Here is a 15,212-nt window from a genome sequence, read left to right as displayed (position 1 = left end):
GCTGAGTCGCTGGTCTGCTACAGGTAGACGGTGCGACTTTCCAAGGATCAGCTCGTCGAAGGCATTCCCGCCGAGCAGGCGCGAGAGCTGATGCGGATCTTCCGCGTGAACCCAGGACTCACCGAGTTCGCCGTCGACCTCCTCGAAGTGAAGGAAGCTGACGCAGAGAAGCTGCTGGAGCGGTTCGCCGAGGCTGGCTACCTCGAGATCGCGGAACGCGATCGAGATGGCGCCGCCTGGTGGTTCACTACGGTTCGCGGCAACGCCCTTGCCAACGCCAGCTTCGCAAAGCCAATCACGAGAGCCACAGCGCAACGTCACCTCGACGGGTTCCTCGAGCGAGTACGGACGTACAACGCCGACCGCAGCAAGCCCTACAGCGTCACGCGTGTGACAGTCTTCGGGAGCTACCTGGACAGCACCCAAGATCGCCTCGGCGATCTGGATCTGGCGATCCAGGTGGTCCGCCGGGGCAGCACCGAGGAGTACCTCAAGCGCCGCGACGCAATCACAGCTGCGTCGAACCGCCGCTTCGGGTCGTACCTCGAGCGTCTGGTCTGGCCACTGCGCGAACTCGGCCTGTTCCTCAAAGATCGCAAGCCCGCGATCAACATCACCGACGAAGACGTATCGGTACTGACTGACCGATGGTCGAACGTGTACGACATCCGAACCGACGAGTCTGCTGAGCAGCCGCCGGAGGACGCGACGGTCGAGGGGCTCTTCTGAAGCGATCGATCGAGCTGACGCGCGCTGTTCGAGAGGTTCTGCTCGGTGCCAAGCCACCGGTGAAGCTGACCCAACGGGCGCTGAGTGCCTTGATCGAAGAACGCCAGGACGCAGAGACGCAAGCGCATCCCGGTGGCACACTCATCGCTAGGAGGGCATCGACGTCAGGTGGTGGACGTGGGCCGGCTACCGGGCCAATGCCACCCTCGCGTCCACGCTCTCCGAGCTTTCGGATGAGAAACAACGCGTCGACGACGCGTCAATCCGCTTGCGCACAGATTTGACCCGCGAGATGTGGCGCGCCGCAACCGCTGATGCGGCCGAACGTCTTGTCCTGCCCGATGTGGATGAGAAGGCGTTGGCAGGACTGAAGTTCAGCGAGGCACTGCCACGCCACCTGGCGGTAGCCACGCTTGCATCACGCCTTGCCGACCTCGAAGGCGCGCTGCGAACGCTGGAAGAACCAACGCGTTTCAACGTCATTGAGCGCCAGTGATCGAAAACCTGCTCGAGAACAGGACAAGCTCGTGAAGAAACCCGTCGGGCGGTGGCGGATCGTTGAGATGGAGATGTGGGATCAGGAAGCCGTCGAGCTGCTGGGACCTGGATTCATCGAGTTCACGGACGATGGCAGAGGCCGTTTCGGCTTCATAGCCGTAACCGGCTGGATGGACTGCAGATGGGTTGAGCGTGATGGCGGGCCGTTCGTCGAGTTCAGCTGGGATGGGGACGATGAAGGCGATCAGGTGTGCGGGCGAGGCTGGGCCGCCCAGGCCCTGGACGGCACCCTCTCTGGACGACTGTTCTTCCACATGGGTGACGATTCGAGCTTCTGCGCGTCACCGTCCCCCGAAGGCGTCACCTGGGATGGCCGCTGATCGAATGTCCAGTACCTCGCCTGATCGGTTGTGTGCTCTAGGTGAGTGACAGCTCAAGACTTCCGCGATGGCGTTCCTCGCTGGTGCACCTGTGCCTTCAAATGGCAGCCGGTCCGGACGTCCAGCGGCGTGTTGGTCGCGGTGCCGAAGCTGATCTGCGCCCCATCCGGTTTCTTGTAGGTGACTTCATGATCGCTCGGCCGGTTGACGATGATCACCGGCTGCCTGTCGAAGCCGTAACCCTCCGCGATTTCGCCGACGATCGCCTCGGCGCGAGGCCACTGGTCGTCTGGCAGGTTGCCCTTCGAACTCCACCGAGGTAGGTGCCGTACGTCGACGTCACCGCTGAGGTCGGGGAACTCGCTGCCGCACCCGGAGGCACTGCCCTCGCTGGTCTTCTCCCAGGTACGTCCGAGCTCCGTGGTGAGTCGTTCCCTGACCTTGGCTGACATCTCCTCGTACGTCACGACAGCCTGCTCGATATCCGGCCGCTGCATCAACTGCGCAAACGACTCGTCCACGCCAGATCCTCCTGATCCACATGCCGACATCGTCACGACCAGCGCGACGGTCACAGCCGAAGCCCGCACCCTCATACCCCTACATCTACCTCGTCGGAAGCCCGCTGTTGCGCCAGTCGTCGCCGAGGCCGACCGTCTTTCCCTCGACCGCCCGGTCCGGCACGCCGGCGACTTGCGCGGCGACGTTGTACTGGCTGGTGGTTCCCGGCCTCAGGTACTCGTTGATGCTGGAATGCCCAGTGGACTGCTCCAGCTTTCGGCCGTCGGCCGTGACCACCTCGCTCGTGGACAGGTGGCGCATCCCCTCGATGGTCGTTGGGTCTCCGCCGAAGCGGCCCAAGTCGGCAACCGGGTCGTTCTTGTTCTCGACCAGGAACGCATGGCCCTCCGGCACCTTCAAGTCACCGAGGTTGTGCGTGCCTATCCCGGGAGAGCCGAGAAAGATCGCGTCATCGACCCCGCTCGCCTCGCGCAACGCCAACCCCGTGGTGGTAGAGCCGTAGGAGTGGCCTACCGCGACCATGTGCGGTTCGTTCCCTGGCCGGGATGCGTCAATGCCGTCGAGGAACCGGGCCAGCTGTTGACCGCCCTTCTGCGCCTTGTCGTCGGACCCGACGTCCAGCGATTGCGGCGCGTCGTAGCCCATCCAAGTGATGGCAGCGGTTTTCCCGCTGTCGCCGTACCGCTCCGACATGCGCTCCGAGTCCTGCCGCACATCGTTCATCTTCTCGTCGTACTCGTCGAGGTCGCCGCTCACTGTGGACCCGAAGCCGCCAGTAAACGTGACCACGTTCTTGGCGGTGTCGACGTTGCCCGAGGCGACGGCAGCACGTGCGTTGTCGCCGCTGACGTCCAGGAGGAGCAGCTGGCGATCCGGTCGCTCCAGCGTCTTGTTAATCGTGTCGAGCGCTTCGAACTTCTTGTCGATCTCCAACGACCTCGTGAACGCCCGCTGATACTCGGAGGCGTTTGAGTTCGGGTTGTCGAGAACCGCCTGCAGTCGTGAACGTTCTGAGCTGAGCGATGACATCTCGTTCAGCAGGCGGCGGCGATTGGCCTGGTTGCGGTCGGTCGCCGGAATGCCGTCGAGGTTGCCCACCCACTCGGGCCGGAACTCGGTGATCAGCCATTTCTCTTTGGACGACAGCGAGCGCCACCACGCGGCATTCTGCGCGACCGTCCCATTCGCCGGTGGCTCGACCGCACTCAACGCACCATGGCCTTCCCCTGCCTGCGCCGCTGCGGCCACCGTTGTGGCTCCGTCAGTGCCAATTTGACCGTGCGCTGCCTTTCGCAGCACGTCGGCAAGGTCACGGTCGATGTCTCCGGCGCGTCGTAGCAGCTCGCGCACACGATCCTCGAGTTCAGCCTTGACCTGGTCCCGTTCCGCGGAGGCCTGCGGAGTCGCGCCGGCCGTGACGAATGCAGTATCGATCACCAGTCCGTCTTCGCTGATCCGGAAGTAGTACCGACTACCCAATGCATCGGCTTCGGCCACTGCTGTCAGCAGAGCCGTCACGGCGTCAGCCGCATCAGCGACGCCTCGTCGGGCGCCAGCGACACCCGCGACAATGGTCTCCATACGGTCCAGTAGCGCCGTTCTAGTGCCATCAGCGGCATCCGCCGCCGAGCCCGTCCAGTCCGCGACCTTCGCGTCGGTGCCGAAGCCATCACCGGCCTCGACCAGACACTCCTCCTGCCTGCGCAGGCCTCGGTACGCTTCTTCCAAAGCGTCTGGACTCCAGCGACGCACATCGCCCATGCTCACCATCAGGTCACGCTCCTGAGAGCACGACCGGTGAAGCTGGTCCTGTTCACCTGCTCGACGCCCTCATAGGTCTTCGCGCTGTCTGTCAGGTCCTTGGCGTACTCGTGTCCATCAGCCGCCCACGCAGACAACGTGCTCCGCCAGGAGTCTCCGGCCACTCGTGCCTGCTCTGCAGCAACACCTCCCGGCATCGCCGCCGATACCTGATCAGCAGGACCGGCCAGGTTCACAGACCCCACCGCATCCGCTCGCGCGTTGACTTTGCCCGCAGCCTGTTCCAGCGACTCGGCCGGCACCTGAAAGCCCATCTGTCCCCCCGTAGTACAAGAGCCACCCCAGTGTGCTGATCACGAGACGCAAGAACATGAGCGGAACTACGCAGTCATTCGATCGGGTGATGCAGATGTCATGTAGCCACAGTCACCGTGCGGCTAGAACCCGTCCGGTGCGTCTCACAGCCGGAGCGCGATCGCTGCGACGACGAGCCCGGTCTGGCTGTAAGCCGCTCATGTTGTCGATCGTCCCCATGAACCCACGAGTGGAGGTCTCTGCGCACGAATAGGCGCAGGCGCCTTAACTCCTGCCACGCGGCCGGTAAAGGAGTCGCAGGTTCTCTTCTCAAGTCGGGCGACGCCTCGTTCTGCCGACCGAGCCCAAGCAAACAACGACTGATGCAGGCGCGAGCGCTTGAGTAAAGGGCTCTATGAGCGACGTACTTGACCCAACAGAACTCTGCAAGATCATAAAAAGAGGGCCTCCACAGCATCTGAGCTGCGAAGACCCTCTTGGCCGTCGGGACGACAGGATTTGAACCTGCGACCCCTTGACCCCCAGTCAAGTGCGCTACCAAACTGCGCCACGTCCCGGCCACACTCCCGGTTCCCCGGCGTGCATGAGAAATCCTACAACACCGCGGACAGAGATCAAAAACGGCCCCCGAAACAGGCCGCGAGCTGCGGAAATACGGCGGGGACCCGAAGTTCGGGTCCCCGCGTCCCTCGGTCCGACCGATCCCCCGATCCTCGACCGACACCCAGAACTATGCGGTGGCAGCGTCTCGGGTGCTACCTCCGAAAGTCGAGTCTTGTCCGTCAACCTTCGACTTACCGGGTGGTAGGACGGCGGTGACGCTGAAGCCGCCGTCCGCGCGGTAGGAGGTGGTCAGGGTGCCGCCGGCCAGGCGGACTCGTTCTGAGAGGCCGTGCAGGCCCGCGCCTCCTCCGTCACCTTGGGACGGGAGGTCGCCTGGGCCGTTCACCACTGAGACGCGTACTGGTGAGGCTCTGTCCACGGTCACTGTGACGGAGGCGCCTGGGGCGTGTTTCGTCACGTTGGTCAAGGACTCCTGGACTACGCGGAAGAGGGCTCTGGAGACCGCTGGTGAGAGGGTGGCGTCGCCTGTTTCGGACAGGGTCACGGCAACACCGGCAACGCGTGCTCGGTCGATGAGCTCTTGCAGGGAGGGGTAGGTCGTGTCGGAGTTCAGCAACCCCAGTGCTGCTCGCATTTCGGAGAGCGATTCCTTTGCCAGCGCCCGTAGACGTAGTGCTGTCTCGCGGACTGTGGGGTCTGGAGCGGTGGCCGCCAGGGCTGCTGATTCCACGGCTATGAGGGTGGCGTGGTGGCCTACGGCGTCGTGGATCTCGCGGGCTATTCGGGCCCGTTCCGCGGCACGCGCTGAGGTCTCCTGGGCCTCTAGTTCTGCTGCGCGTGCCCTGCGGGTTTCGTAGAGGGACTGGGTCAGTTCCTTGCGGGTGGTGATGAGGGCGCCCAGGGCTGTGGGGGCGGCGGCCAGGCCGAAGGCGAAGGCTGTGGCCAGCAGTAGTGGGCCCAGGGGGATGGCCTCGGTCATCAGGACTGGGGCGATTGCCGCCACTGTCATCAGCAGGACCCAGAAGAGTTGGACCGGTAGTGACTTCTCCTTGCGGCCCAGGCGGTATTGGGCGATCAGGGCGGGGGCCCAGCCCAGGCCGCCGGCCACTGCTGGGACGCAGAGCAGGGATGCCAACCAGGGCCAGCGCAGGCGTAGTGGGAGTAGTAGTGCGGCGCCTACTGCTGTCCACAGTGACCACTCGAACGGGCGGTCCTGGGTCAGGAGGACCACCCCTGTGGTCACGCCTACGGTGAGGAGTTCGCGCAGGACTGGTTTCACCAGACACCGACCTGGTGAGCGACTAGAGCCGCCTGCACCCGGTTCTCCACGCCCAGTTTGGTCAGGACGGTGGAGACGTAGCTCTTCACCGTGGCTTCGGACAGGCAGAGGTGTTCGGCTATCGAGTGGTTCGAGCGGCCGCCGGCCACCAGTTCCAGTACCTGGCGTTCGCGGGCACTCAGGGAGTCCAGCTGGCGGTTGGCCCTGAAGCCTCGCAGGCGGGGCAGCAGCCGGGCGGTGATGCGCGGGTCCAGGACTGCGCCGCCTGCCGCCAGGTCGACCACAGCTCGGACGAGGGCTTCTGGTTCGGCGTCCTTCAGGAGGAAGCCCTGGGCGCCCAGGTCCAGGGCTGTCGCCACGTAGTCGTCCAGGTCGAACGTGGTCAGCACGGCGATCGCCGGTGGGGTGGCCCAGGTTCGCAGGCGGCGGACTGCCTCCAGGCCGTCGACGCCTGGCATTTGGACGTCTACCAGCACCACGTCCGGTAGATGGGCCAGGGTTGCTTCCACCAGTTCGGCGCCGTCGGCTGCCTCGCCGACCACCTGCACTCGCCCGTCGGCTTCGAGGAGGACTTTCAGGCCCCGCCGCAGCAGGGCCTCGTCGTCGGCTAGCACCACTCGTACGGCCACTGACCCAACCAACCGCACCCCATGACAAAGGGCAACCAGATCGGCTGGGTCGTCACCCGGAGAAACTACTTCTTGGCGGCGCCGGCCTTCTTCTTCTCGCGCACGCGCACGGAGATGCGGACCGGGCTGCCCTCGAAGCCGAACTCCTCGCGGAGCCTGCGCTCGATGAACCTGCGGTAGCCCGCCTCCAGGAAGCCGGTCGTGAACAGCACGAACGTCGGCGGCCTGGTCGAGGCCTGGGTCGCGAACAGGACCTTGGGCTGCTTGCCGCTGCGCACGGGCGGCGGGGTCGCGGAGATCAGCTCGGTCAGCCACTGGTTCAGGCGGCCGGTCGGGACTCGGGTGTCCCACGAGTTCAGCGCGGTGCGCAGGGCCGGGGCGAGCTTGTGCACGGCGCGGCCGGTCAGGGCCGAGATGTTGACCTTGTCCGCCCACGGCACGCGGACGAGGCCGCGTTCGAGCTCGCGGACCATCTCGGTGCGGCGGTCCTCGTCGACCAGGTCCCACTTGTTGAACGCCAGCACGCACGCGCGGCCCGACTCGACGACCATCGTCAGGACCCGCAGGTCCTGCTCCGCCAACGGCTCGTGCGCGTCCAGCAGCACGATCGCGACCTCGGCGGTCTCGATCGCGGACTTGGTGCGCAGCGAGGCGTAGTACTCGGCGCCGCTCTCGAACTTGACCCGCTTGCGCAGGCCGGCGGTGTCGACGAAGCGCCAGATCTCGCCGTCGAGCTCCACCAGCGAGTCGACCGGGTCGACGGTGGTGCCCGCGACCGCGTCGACCACCGAGCGGTTCTCGCCCGTCAGGCGGTTGAGCAGCGACGACTTGCCGACGTTCGGCTTGCCGACCAGCGCGACGCGGCGAGGGCCGCCGTGGCCTCCGCCGAAGTCGTCGCGCGGGGACTCGGGCAGCCGGTCGAGGATCACGTCGAGCAGGTCACCGGAGCCGCGGCCGTGCAGGCCGGACACCGGGTACGGCTCGCCCAGGCCCAGCGACCACAGCGACGCGATGTCGGCCATCAGCCTGTCGTCGTCGACCTTGGACGCGCACAGGATCACGGGCTTCTTCGACCGGCGCAGCACCTTCGCGACGGCCTCCTCGGTCGACGTCGCGCCGACCGACCCGTCCACTACCAGCAGGATCACGTCCGCGGTCGCCATCGCGAGCTCGGCCTGCGCGGCCACGGAGGCCTGCAGTCCCGTCGCGTCCGGCTCCCAGCCGCCCGTGTCGACCACGGTGAACTTGCGGCCGTTCCACAGCGCGTCGTACGCCACGCGGTCGCGCGTCACGCCCGGCACGTCCTGCACCACGGCCTCTCGGCGGCCGATGATGCGGTTGACCAGTGTGGACTTGCCGACGTTCGGCCGTCCGACCACCGCCAGCACCGGCTGTGGCGGCGCGGATTCCTCACCGTCGGAGCCGTCGAGGTCGTCGAAGGCTGACCAGTCGGCCTCGTCCTCCCAGGTGCCGTCCAGGTCCGTCATCGTCTTCCCTCACTCTTGCGAAGTCCATCAAGTTCGGCGACCAGTGTCGCCAGGCGATCACGCACCTGCTCGGTGGCAACGCCCAGAGCAGCCCGGCCCTTCCCCTCGGGAAGATGGAACGGCTCACCGATCAGCACGTCGACCTCGGGGCGCCAGCCCTTGGCCTGGTAGGTCCCGCGGCAGGCGATCGGCAGCACCATCGCGCCGGACGTCTTGGCCAGCCACGCGGCGCCGTTCTGCGCACTCGCCACGTCGCCCTCGCCGCGCGTGCCCTCGGGGAAGATCCCGATCACGCCGCCGGCTTTGAGCACGGACTGCGCGGCGACCAGTGCCGTGCGATCGGCCTCGCCCCGTTTGACGGGGATCTGGCCGATCCTGCGCAGGAGGTGGCCGACGACGCCCTTGAACATCTCCTGCTTGATCAGGAACGTCACGCGCCGGGGCAGTGCCCCGAACAGGATCGGCCCGTCAGACATCGAGCTGTGGTTGGCGACGACGACCACGCCGCCGCTCAAGGGTACGCGGTCGAAGCCGTGCACCCGAATCCGGAACTGCCAGGCGTAAGGGACGCGCCCGATCCAGCGCCCGAGGTCGAACAGCCAGGGCAGCGTCCCGTCGGGAACGCTCACCCGGTCACCCGCAGCCCTCGGCGCTCGACGAGCTCCAGCAACGCCGCGATGGTGCCCGCGAGGTCGAGGTCGGTGTTGTCGAGCTCCACCGCGTCACCGGCGGCCCTCAACGGTGACACGGCGCGGGACGAGTCGTACTTGTCGCGCCGCTGCACGTCGGCGAGCGCGGCGTCCACAGTGGACTGACGTCCGGCGGCGCTGTCCTGTTTGGTCCTGCGTGCGGCCCGCGCGTCCGCCGACGCCGTCAGGTAGACCTTCAGCGGGGCGTCGGGCGACACGACCGTGCCGATGTCACGCCCCTCGACGACGATCCCGCCGACGTGGTCCACGGCGTCCGCGATGATCGCGCGCTGCTGGGCCACGAGCAGTTCCCGCACGTGCCGGGTCGCGGAGACGGGCGAGACCGCCAGCGACACCTCGGGCCCGCGGATCTCGGACGACACGTCGTCGCCGTCCAGGGTGATGCCCGGTTTCTGGGGGTCCGTGCCGACGACGAGCACCGCGTCGTCCACGACCGCCGAGACCTTGACCTCGTCGGACGGGTCGACGCCCGCGCGCAGCACCGCCAGCGCGACCGCCCGGTACATCGAGCCGGTGTCGAGGTAGCGCGCGTCCAGCGCCATCGCGACGCGCTTGGCCACGGTGGACTTGCCGGTGCCGGCCGGTCCGTCGAGAGCGACCACACCGCGCAACTGACCCTGGCCCACAGCAGCTCCCTCCGAGACACCCACGGCCCACATTGTGCCTGGTGCGGACGCTCACACCGACGGCGGGACAGTCCACGGCGACGGCACGCCGCCTTGATCGGCACGCCGCGGCGGTATCGATCGGCTGAAACGGCACAAGGCGCGAGCCCTCCAGACCGATCTGGTGTGCGCGACACCCGATTTCTTGGAGGACCCAGTGACCACCACCGAACAGCACAGCGCCGTCGAGGCGTTGCTGCACCGCACGCTCGCCGCGCACAAGTCGATGTTCCTCGCCACGGCGGGTTCGGACGGCTCGTGGGTGAGCGGCGTCTACTTCGCCGAGGACGGGCCGCACACGCTCGTGCTCGTGCTGGAGGAGCGCGGCCGGACGCTCAAGGCGATCAAGGAGAACCCCGAGGTGGCGCTGGTCGTGTCGACCGGGTCGCCGATGGAGCCGTTCCTGCAGGCCCGCGGTACGGCCGTGGTGGTCGAGGGGGCCGAGGACGACGCCGTGCGGCAGCGGCTCGTGACCAAGGTGCCCGAGGTGGCGCCGTTCCTGGCCACGCCGATCCGCACGGTGAAGGTCTCCGTGCCGACCTGGCGCGTCACGGACATCCCCAACGGCTGGTTGCCCGGCAAGGACTTCAGCGCCTGAGGCCGTCGGCGCCCCGCCCGTCGCGGGCGGGGCGCCCCAGGTGACAGCGGGCGGAACCGGCGTTCCGGCCGCACACTGGGCCCTCCGGCCTGGAGGCACCCATGACGCAGCTGCCCCAGCTCAACGCCCCGCTCTTCCTCACCGACGGCGGTGCCGAGACCACGCTCCTCTTCGACGACGGCATCGACCTGCCCGATTTCGCCGCGTTCCCGCTGCTCGACGACCCCGACGGCCACGCGGCGCTCACCCGCTACTTCGAGCGGTACGCGGGCATCGCCGAACGCGACGGCGCCGGCATCGTCCTGGAGACCGCCACGTGGCGCGCGAGTCCCGACTGGGCCGCGCGGCTCGGCTACGACGAGGCACGGCTCGGCTCGGCCAACCGCAAGGCCGTCGACCTGCTTCTCGACGTGCGGCAGCGGTTCGCGATCCAGGTGGTCATCAGCGGCTGCGTCGGGCCTCGCGGTGACGCCTACCGGCCCGAGTCGATCATGAGCCGGGAGGAGGCGAGGGATTACCACTCGGTGCAGATCCGGACGTTCGCCGACACCCCGGCCGATCTCGTCACCGCCATGACGCTGACGAACGTCCCCGAGGCCACCGGCATCGTCGACGCCGCGCGTGAGGCGGACGTCCCCGTGGTCATCTCGTTCACCGTCGAGACGGACGGCAGGCTGCCGTCGGGAGACGCGCTGGCCGCCGCGATCGAGGCGGTCGACCGCGACACGGACGCCTACCCGGCCTACTACATGGTCAACTGCGCGCACCCGACCCACATCGCACCTGCCCTCGACCCCGCGGCGGGGTGGACCGAACGCCTGAAGGGCATCAGGGCCAACGCGTCGAAGCTCAGCCACGCCGAACTGGACGAGGCCGAGACGCTGGACAGGGGCGATCCCGAGGAGTTCGCCGACGACTACCGGAGGCTCAAGGCGAGCTTCCCCCAGCTGACCGTGCTGGGCGGCTGCTGCGGCACGGACCACCGGCACATCGACGCGCTCAGCCGCGCGTTCAGTGGTTGAGGTCGGTCCGCAACGCCGCCGCCCCGCGCAGGTAGACGTGCTTCACCGACGACCTCGGCAGGTCCGTCTCGACGTGCGCCAGCAACCGGATCACGCGCGGCATCGAGCCCGGCACCGCGATCTCGGTCGCGGACAGCAGCGGCACGTCGGAGAGCCCTGCCAGGCGCGCGGCGTAGGCGGGGAACTCGGACACCAGGTCGGGGGTCGCGGTCAGCACCACGCTGATCAGGTCGTCGGACGTCAAGTCGTTGCACGCCAACACCTCCCGCACCAGCTCGGCCGTGGCCTCCAGCAGCAGGTCGCGCGAGTCCGCGTCGATCTGCGTGGCTCCCCTGATCGCTCGTACCGCCATGCGATCGACCCTAGCAGCGTCCTCAGTGGACATCAGCGGTCCACGACGATGTTGGGGAAGCGCAGGGTGAGGCCGAGCAGGTTCACGACGTAGGCGCCCCAGCCGCCGCCGAGCAGCACCAGCCGCCGTTGTCCCAGGGAGCCGGCGGTCTCGATCAGCACGTGCAGGCCGCTCGACCCGATGAACGTCAGGCCGGTCAGGTCGATCACGACGTCCCCCTCGCCGGACGAGCAGGCGAGCTCGAGCTCGGCGCGCAGCAGGTCGCTGGTGCTCAGGTCGACCTCGCCGGTGAGCGTCAGCACGGCGCCGTGACGGCTTACCTCCAACACGGGTTTCATCGTCGGTGCCTCACGAATCGGGAGACAGCAGGTCCCGCACCGCCGCGAGCACGCGCAGCGGGTGCACTGGTTTCGGCAGGTAGGCATCGGCGACGTGGGTGGCCGGCTCGATCGCCGACACGGCCACGACCGGCACGCCGGACGCCCGCGCCGCCGCGGCGAACCTGGTCCCCTCACCATGAGACGTCAGCAGGTCCACGATCGCCAGGGCCGGTGGACTCAGAACAGCGTCCTGTGCCGCCGCGATCGTCGGCACGAGCGTCACCTCGTAGCCCTCGGCGTGCAGGAACGCGGCCAGCGACTGGCCGGAGAACCGGTCGCCGTCCACCAGGAGCACGCGCGGACGTCCCGGTGGCGCGGGCAGGTCCGGGACATCCGCACGCGACCAGACCCGCACGAGCGCTCGCACGACCGTGCCGGGCCAGGTGGGTTTGCCGGGACGCACCTGCACCTCGTCGGCGATGCCGAACAGCAGCCGCAGCCCCAGCGGCCGGGCGGCGGTGCCGGCCTCCAGGTCGAACACCCCGTCGTCCTCGATGATCAGCAGCACCGCGTGATCGCGCGGCTCCCACGTCACCACCACGACGGACGCCCCCGCGCGGCGCACCGCGTTGTCCGCCGCCTCGGCCACCGCGAGCAGCACGTCCCGCGCGTCGTCGCCGTGCAGCCCCGACTCACCGGCGAGGTCCCGCACGAAGGCCCGGATCTCCGGCAACGACCCCGGCGTCGCCGGAAACCACCGGGTCCTCGCGCTCATCACGCCGCGTGCGCTGGGGCCACCAACAGCGGCGTGATCAGCTCCCGCACCGTGGTGGCGCTGCGTCTGCCCGCTTCGGCGTGCAACGGTTCGAGCTTCTTGCGCGTGCGGGCGGACATCATGTCGCCGGTCTGCGTGACGGCCAGCCCCGCCATCACCGCGGCCTCGTCCGCGTCGCCGTCCAAGAGGTGGTTGAGCGACAACTCGATCAGCGCGAACGTCCGGCTGCGCGCCATCTCCTCGCGGTATCCCGTCACCGCCTGCCGCAGCACCGTGATGGCCGGCCGCGCGAACCCGCGATCGACGGTGCGCGCGAGAGAGCTGTAGACGACACCGCTGATCGCCGCTAGGTCGTTCAAGTCGAAGAACGCCGCCCATGGCGCCACACCGCCCACATCCGCCCGTGCGAACTCGTCGTGCGCACGGCCCAGCGACGCGAGCGCGGGCACCCGCCGTCCCATCTCGGCGTGACACCACGCCTGGTTCGCGGCCACGATCGCGTTCGTGTGGTGACTGGTCGCGGCCATCCCGGCGAGCCGGAACATGCCGAGCGCCTCGGCGGGTCCACCGTGGTGCAGGTGGACCCGACCCATCCGGTAGCGGATGTTCGCCACCAGGTCCTCGTCCTGGGCGAAGTCCAGGGCGAGGAGGAAGTGGCGGTGCGCGGACCCGCCGAGCCCGGCGTCGAAGGCGGTCCACCCCGCGAGGGCGTGCAGCTCCGCGACGGCGTCCTGGAAGTCGCGGCGCACGGCGGCTGTCGCGGAATGCGCGAAAGCCTTGTCACACCACGACAACAGCGTCTGCACCTGAGTGCGGCACGCCCCACCGCCGTAGCGGTAGTCGACCGCGCGCAACGCCGACGTCATCGCCCTCAGATGCCGGACGTGCACGTGCCCGATCTTGGCGCCGGGCGACGGCAACGAGGCTGAGGCGTCGAAGTGCATCAACAGAGTCTCGGCACAGCGCCCTGCGGTGAACAGGGCCGAACGAACTCGCCGGACAGGGCCCTACGGTGACAGGTCGGCGAGCAGAAGTCCGCTACGCGGCTTCGGGGTGAAATAGGTGCTCTTGCGCGGCATCTTGGTCCCCGCCAGCACCTCCCGCAGCGGCACCGGCGCGATCAGCAGCACCGCCTCGGCCTCGACGGACGGGTCGACGACGGCCCGCACGCACGGACTCTCCGGGTCGAGCCCCAGCGCCTCACCCAGCAGCAACGACTCCACGACGGCGTGGTCGATCCCCTGCCCCGCAGGCAGTTCGACCCGCAGCACCTCGTCGGGGCAGCGCACCACGACCACGCCCGGTTCCGGGTCGACGACGTACGGCAACGACGACACCGTCAGCCCGACCCGTTCCCACGCCGCCACCAGATCGGACGTGCCCAGCCCGCTGCCCACGATCGCGCGGTGGATCGGCCCGACCCGCAGCCCCGGCCCCGACGTGACGAGCGCCAGCAACCCGGCGAGCCCCGCCTCCCGCGCCGCCGCGACCCGGTGGTTGCCGTCCGCGACGAGCAACGGGTGCGCGCCCGCCGCCTCGAGGAACCGCTCCTGCAGCTCCCCCGGCCCGACCAGCCACACCCAGTGCCGCCGCCCGCCGGAGTCCACCAGCGACACCGCCGGCTCCCCCGTCATGCCGAGCACGAGCGACGTCAGCCCGTCGTGCGGCGTGATCGGGATCAGCATCGCGGCGCTCGTCGCGATGCCCAGCGAGGCCAGCACCTGGCCGCGTTCGGCGACCACGTCCGGGTAGACGTCCTCGGTGTGCTCGATCCCGTCCGGGTCGACCAGGCACAGCAGGCCGCACGCGGTGCCGTCCGGGCCGTCCACCCGATAAGGCGCCACGACGTCGGTGACCTCGGTGTACGCCCGCCGGATCAACGCCGCGAGCTCGATGCGGGCGTGCGGCAGCGCGTCGAGCAGCCCGGTGCCCGCGGCCAGCGCGGCCGGAGTGCGGTGGGGGTGCTGGACCGCCAGCAGCGTGCCGTGCGGGGCTCTGGCGAGCGCCCCGATCACCTGACCGGGTTCGGCGAACTCGTCGACGTCGGGACCGGGCACGCGCTCACGTACCACCCAGCCGCGGCGCACAGGGCGTACAGGAAGTGACATCCACGTATCATCATCTGTGTGAACGTAGAGATCACGCCCCTGCCGGGCATCGGAACGCGCCAGGACTTCATGATCCGCGCCGGGCGCCGCGTCGGCGTGATCACGTACCGCGACGGCCGGTTCGAGCTCATCCTGTCCAAAGCGTCGGATCCCGACTCCTGCGCCGCCTCGATACCCCTCTCGCCGGAAGAGGCGAGCACGCTCGCGGGCCTGCTCGGCGCGCCGCAGCTCGTCGCCCACCTGCGCGAGGAGACCCGTGACATCGCGGGCATCACGACCCGTCAGCTGCCGGTGACGGCGTTCGCCGGCCGCTCGCTCGGCGAGACCGCCCTGCGCACGAGGACCGGTGCGTCCATCGTGGCCGTCGTGCGCTCGGGCAACGCGCATCCGTCGCCCGGCCCCGACTTCCTCTTCGAGAACGGCGACCTCGCGGTCGTCGTCGGCACCGCGGAGGGCCTCGACGCCGCCGCTGAGATCCTCCACGGCGGTTAAGCACAG

The 15,212-nt window shown here is 68.6% G+C and carries 19 protein-coding genes and 1 tRNA gene; 6 read left to right on the top strand and 14 right to left on the bottom strand.

Annotation, left to right across the window (positions count from 1 at the left end):
* The first annotated feature begins 30 nt into the window (after positions 1-30).
* The 3 genes from ACSHWB_RS26180 to ACSHWB_RS26170 all read left to right on the top strand — a co-directional run bounded on the left by ACSHWB_RS26180 (position 31) and on the right by ACSHWB_RS26170 (position 1,607).
* Positions 31-729: a hypothetical protein gene (locus ACSHWB_RS26180; protein ID WP_439655920.1), complete on the top strand. Its 699-nt coding sequence runs from the start codon at positions 31-33 to the stop codon at positions 727-729.
* A gap of 268 nt (positions 730-997) precedes the next feature.
* A complete protein-coding gene (locus tag ACSHWB_RS26175; RefSeq protein ID WP_439655919.1) occupies positions 998-1,225 on the top strand; it encodes a hypothetical protein in 228 nt (75 codons plus the stop codon).
* Positions 1,226-1,256: 31 nt separating this feature from the next.
* Positions 1,257-1,607: a hypothetical protein gene (locus ACSHWB_RS26170; RefSeq protein ID WP_439655918.1), complete on the top strand. Its 351-nt coding sequence runs from the start codon at positions 1,257-1,259 to the stop codon at positions 1,605-1,607.
* A 53-nt stretch (positions 1,608-1,660) separates the two neighbouring features.
* Here the strand turns inward: ACSHWB_RS26170 and ACSHWB_RS26165 are convergent, their stop codons facing one another.
* The 9 genes from ACSHWB_RS26165 to cmk form a co-directional block, all read right to left on the bottom strand.
* The gene (locus ACSHWB_RS26165) at positions 1,661-2,128 is read right to left on the bottom strand and encodes an LppA family lipoprotein (RefSeq protein WP_439655917.1); all 468 of its coding nucleotides are present in this window, start codon (positions 2,126-2,128) and stop codon (positions 1,661-1,663) included.
* A gap of 85 nt (positions 2,129-2,213) precedes the next feature.
* Positions 2,214-3,899: an alpha/beta hydrolase gene (locus ACSHWB_RS26160; protein ID WP_439655916.1), complete on the bottom strand. Its 1,686-nt coding sequence runs from the start codon at positions 3,897-3,899 to the stop codon at positions 2,214-2,216.
* Positions 3,899-4,204, bottom strand: coding sequence for a hypothetical protein (locus tag ACSHWB_RS26155; protein WP_439655915.1), 306 nt, complete (start codon positions 4,202-4,204; stop codon positions 3,899-3,901). The genes ACSHWB_RS26160 and ACSHWB_RS26155 overlap by 1 nt, the downstream gene beginning before the upstream one ends.
* A gap of 484 nt (positions 4,205-4,688) precedes the next feature.
* Positions 4,689-4,762: transfer RNA gene (locus ACSHWB_RS26150), tRNA-Pro, on the bottom strand.
* Between the two features lie 173 nt (positions 4,763-4,935).
* The gene (locus ACSHWB_RS26145; protein ID WP_439655914.1) at positions 4,936-5,778 is read right to left on the bottom strand and encodes a sensor histidine kinase; all 843 of its coding nucleotides are present in this window, start codon (positions 5,776-5,778) and stop codon (positions 4,936-4,938) included.
* Positions 5,779-6,044: 266 nt separating this feature from the next.
* Positions 6,045-6,677: a response regulator gene (locus ACSHWB_RS26140; protein ID WP_439655913.1), complete on the bottom strand. Its 633-nt coding sequence runs from the start codon at positions 6,675-6,677 to the stop codon at positions 6,045-6,047.
* A gap of 65 nt (positions 6,678-6,742) precedes the next feature.
* Positions 6,743-8,164 carry a ribosome biogenesis GTPase Der gene (der, locus tag ACSHWB_RS26135; protein WP_439655912.1) on the bottom strand — a complete coding sequence of 474 codons (1,422 nt, stop codon included), beginning with the start codon at positions 8,162-8,164 and terminating at the stop codon, positions 6,743-6,745.
* Complete coding sequence (locus tag ACSHWB_RS26130) at positions 8,161-8,793, bottom strand: lysophospholipid acyltransferase family protein (protein ID WP_439655911.1); 633 nt, start codon at positions 8,791-8,793, stop codon at positions 8,161-8,163. Before ACSHWB_RS26130 ends, der begins: the two co-directional genes overlap by 4 nt.
* Positions 8,790-9,476 (bottom strand): (d)CMP kinase, encoded by a 687-nt coding sequence (gene cmk / locus ACSHWB_RS26125; protein WP_439664668.1) that lies wholly within the window; start codon positions 9,474-9,476, stop codon positions 8,790-8,792. The genes ACSHWB_RS26130 and cmk overlap by 4 nt, the downstream gene beginning before the upstream one ends.
* Positions 9,477-9,696: 220 nt before the next feature.
* Here cmk and ACSHWB_RS26120 point away from each other — a divergent pair, with 220 nt between their 5' ends.
* On the top strand, positions 9,697-10,137 hold the full coding sequence (locus ACSHWB_RS26120) for a pyridoxamine 5'-phosphate oxidase family protein (protein WP_439655910.1): 441 nt from the start codon (positions 9,697-9,699) through the stop codon (positions 10,135-10,137).
* Between the two features lie 101 nt (positions 10,138-10,238).
* The gene (locus tag ACSHWB_RS26115) at positions 10,239-11,159 is read left to right on the top strand and encodes a homocysteine S-methyltransferase family protein (protein WP_439655909.1); all 921 of its coding nucleotides are present in this window, start codon (positions 10,239-10,241) and stop codon (positions 11,157-11,159) included.
* Here ACSHWB_RS26115 and aroH read toward each other — a convergent pair.
* The 5 genes from aroH to ACSHWB_RS26090 form a co-directional block, all read right to left on the bottom strand.
* Positions 11,149-11,511: a chorismate mutase gene (aroH, locus tag ACSHWB_RS26110; RefSeq protein WP_439655908.1), complete on the bottom strand. Its 363-nt coding sequence runs from the start codon at positions 11,509-11,511 to the stop codon at positions 11,149-11,151. The genes ACSHWB_RS26115 and aroH overlap by 11 nt on opposite strands.
* 32 nt (positions 11,512-11,543) lie before the next feature.
* Positions 11,544-11,840 (bottom strand): STAS domain-containing protein, encoded by a 297-nt coding sequence (locus ACSHWB_RS26105; RefSeq protein ID WP_439655907.1) that lies wholly within the window; start codon positions 11,838-11,840, stop codon positions 11,544-11,546.
* Positions 11,841-11,859: 19 nt separating this feature from the next.
* Positions 11,860-12,606 carry an ATP-binding protein gene (locus ACSHWB_RS26100; RefSeq protein WP_439655906.1) on the bottom strand — a complete coding sequence of 249 codons (747 nt, stop codon included), beginning with the start codon at positions 12,604-12,606 and terminating at the stop codon, positions 11,860-11,862.
* A complete protein-coding gene (locus ACSHWB_RS26095; protein ID WP_439655905.1) occupies positions 12,606-13,550 on the bottom strand; it encodes a hypothetical protein in 945 nt (314 codons plus the stop codon). Before ACSHWB_RS26095 ends, ACSHWB_RS26100 begins: the two co-directional genes overlap by 1 nt.
* A 63-nt stretch (positions 13,551-13,613) precedes the next feature.
* Positions 13,614-14,714: a DUF1015 family protein gene (locus ACSHWB_RS26090; RefSeq protein ID WP_439655904.1), complete on the bottom strand. Its 1,101-nt coding sequence runs from the start codon at positions 14,712-14,714 to the stop codon at positions 13,614-13,616.
* 18 nt (positions 14,715-14,732) lie between these two features.
* Between ACSHWB_RS26090 and ACSHWB_RS26085 the strand changes: the two genes are divergently transcribed.
* On the top strand, positions 14,733-15,206 hold the full coding sequence (locus ACSHWB_RS26085; RefSeq protein WP_439655903.1) for a cation:proton antiporter regulatory subunit: 474 nt from the start codon (positions 14,733-14,735) through the stop codon (positions 15,204-15,206).
* The last annotated feature ends 6 nt before the right edge of the window (positions 15,207-15,212 follow it).

The organism is Lentzea sp. HUAS TT2, assembly GCF_051853195.1.
In the GTDB taxonomy this organism is placed as follows: Bacteria; Actinomycetota; Actinomycetes; order Mycobacteriales; family Pseudonocardiaceae; genus Lentzea.
The sequence above is the reverse complement of the archived record's forward strand: the minus strand, read 5'-3'. Positions and strand labels throughout refer to the sequence as shown.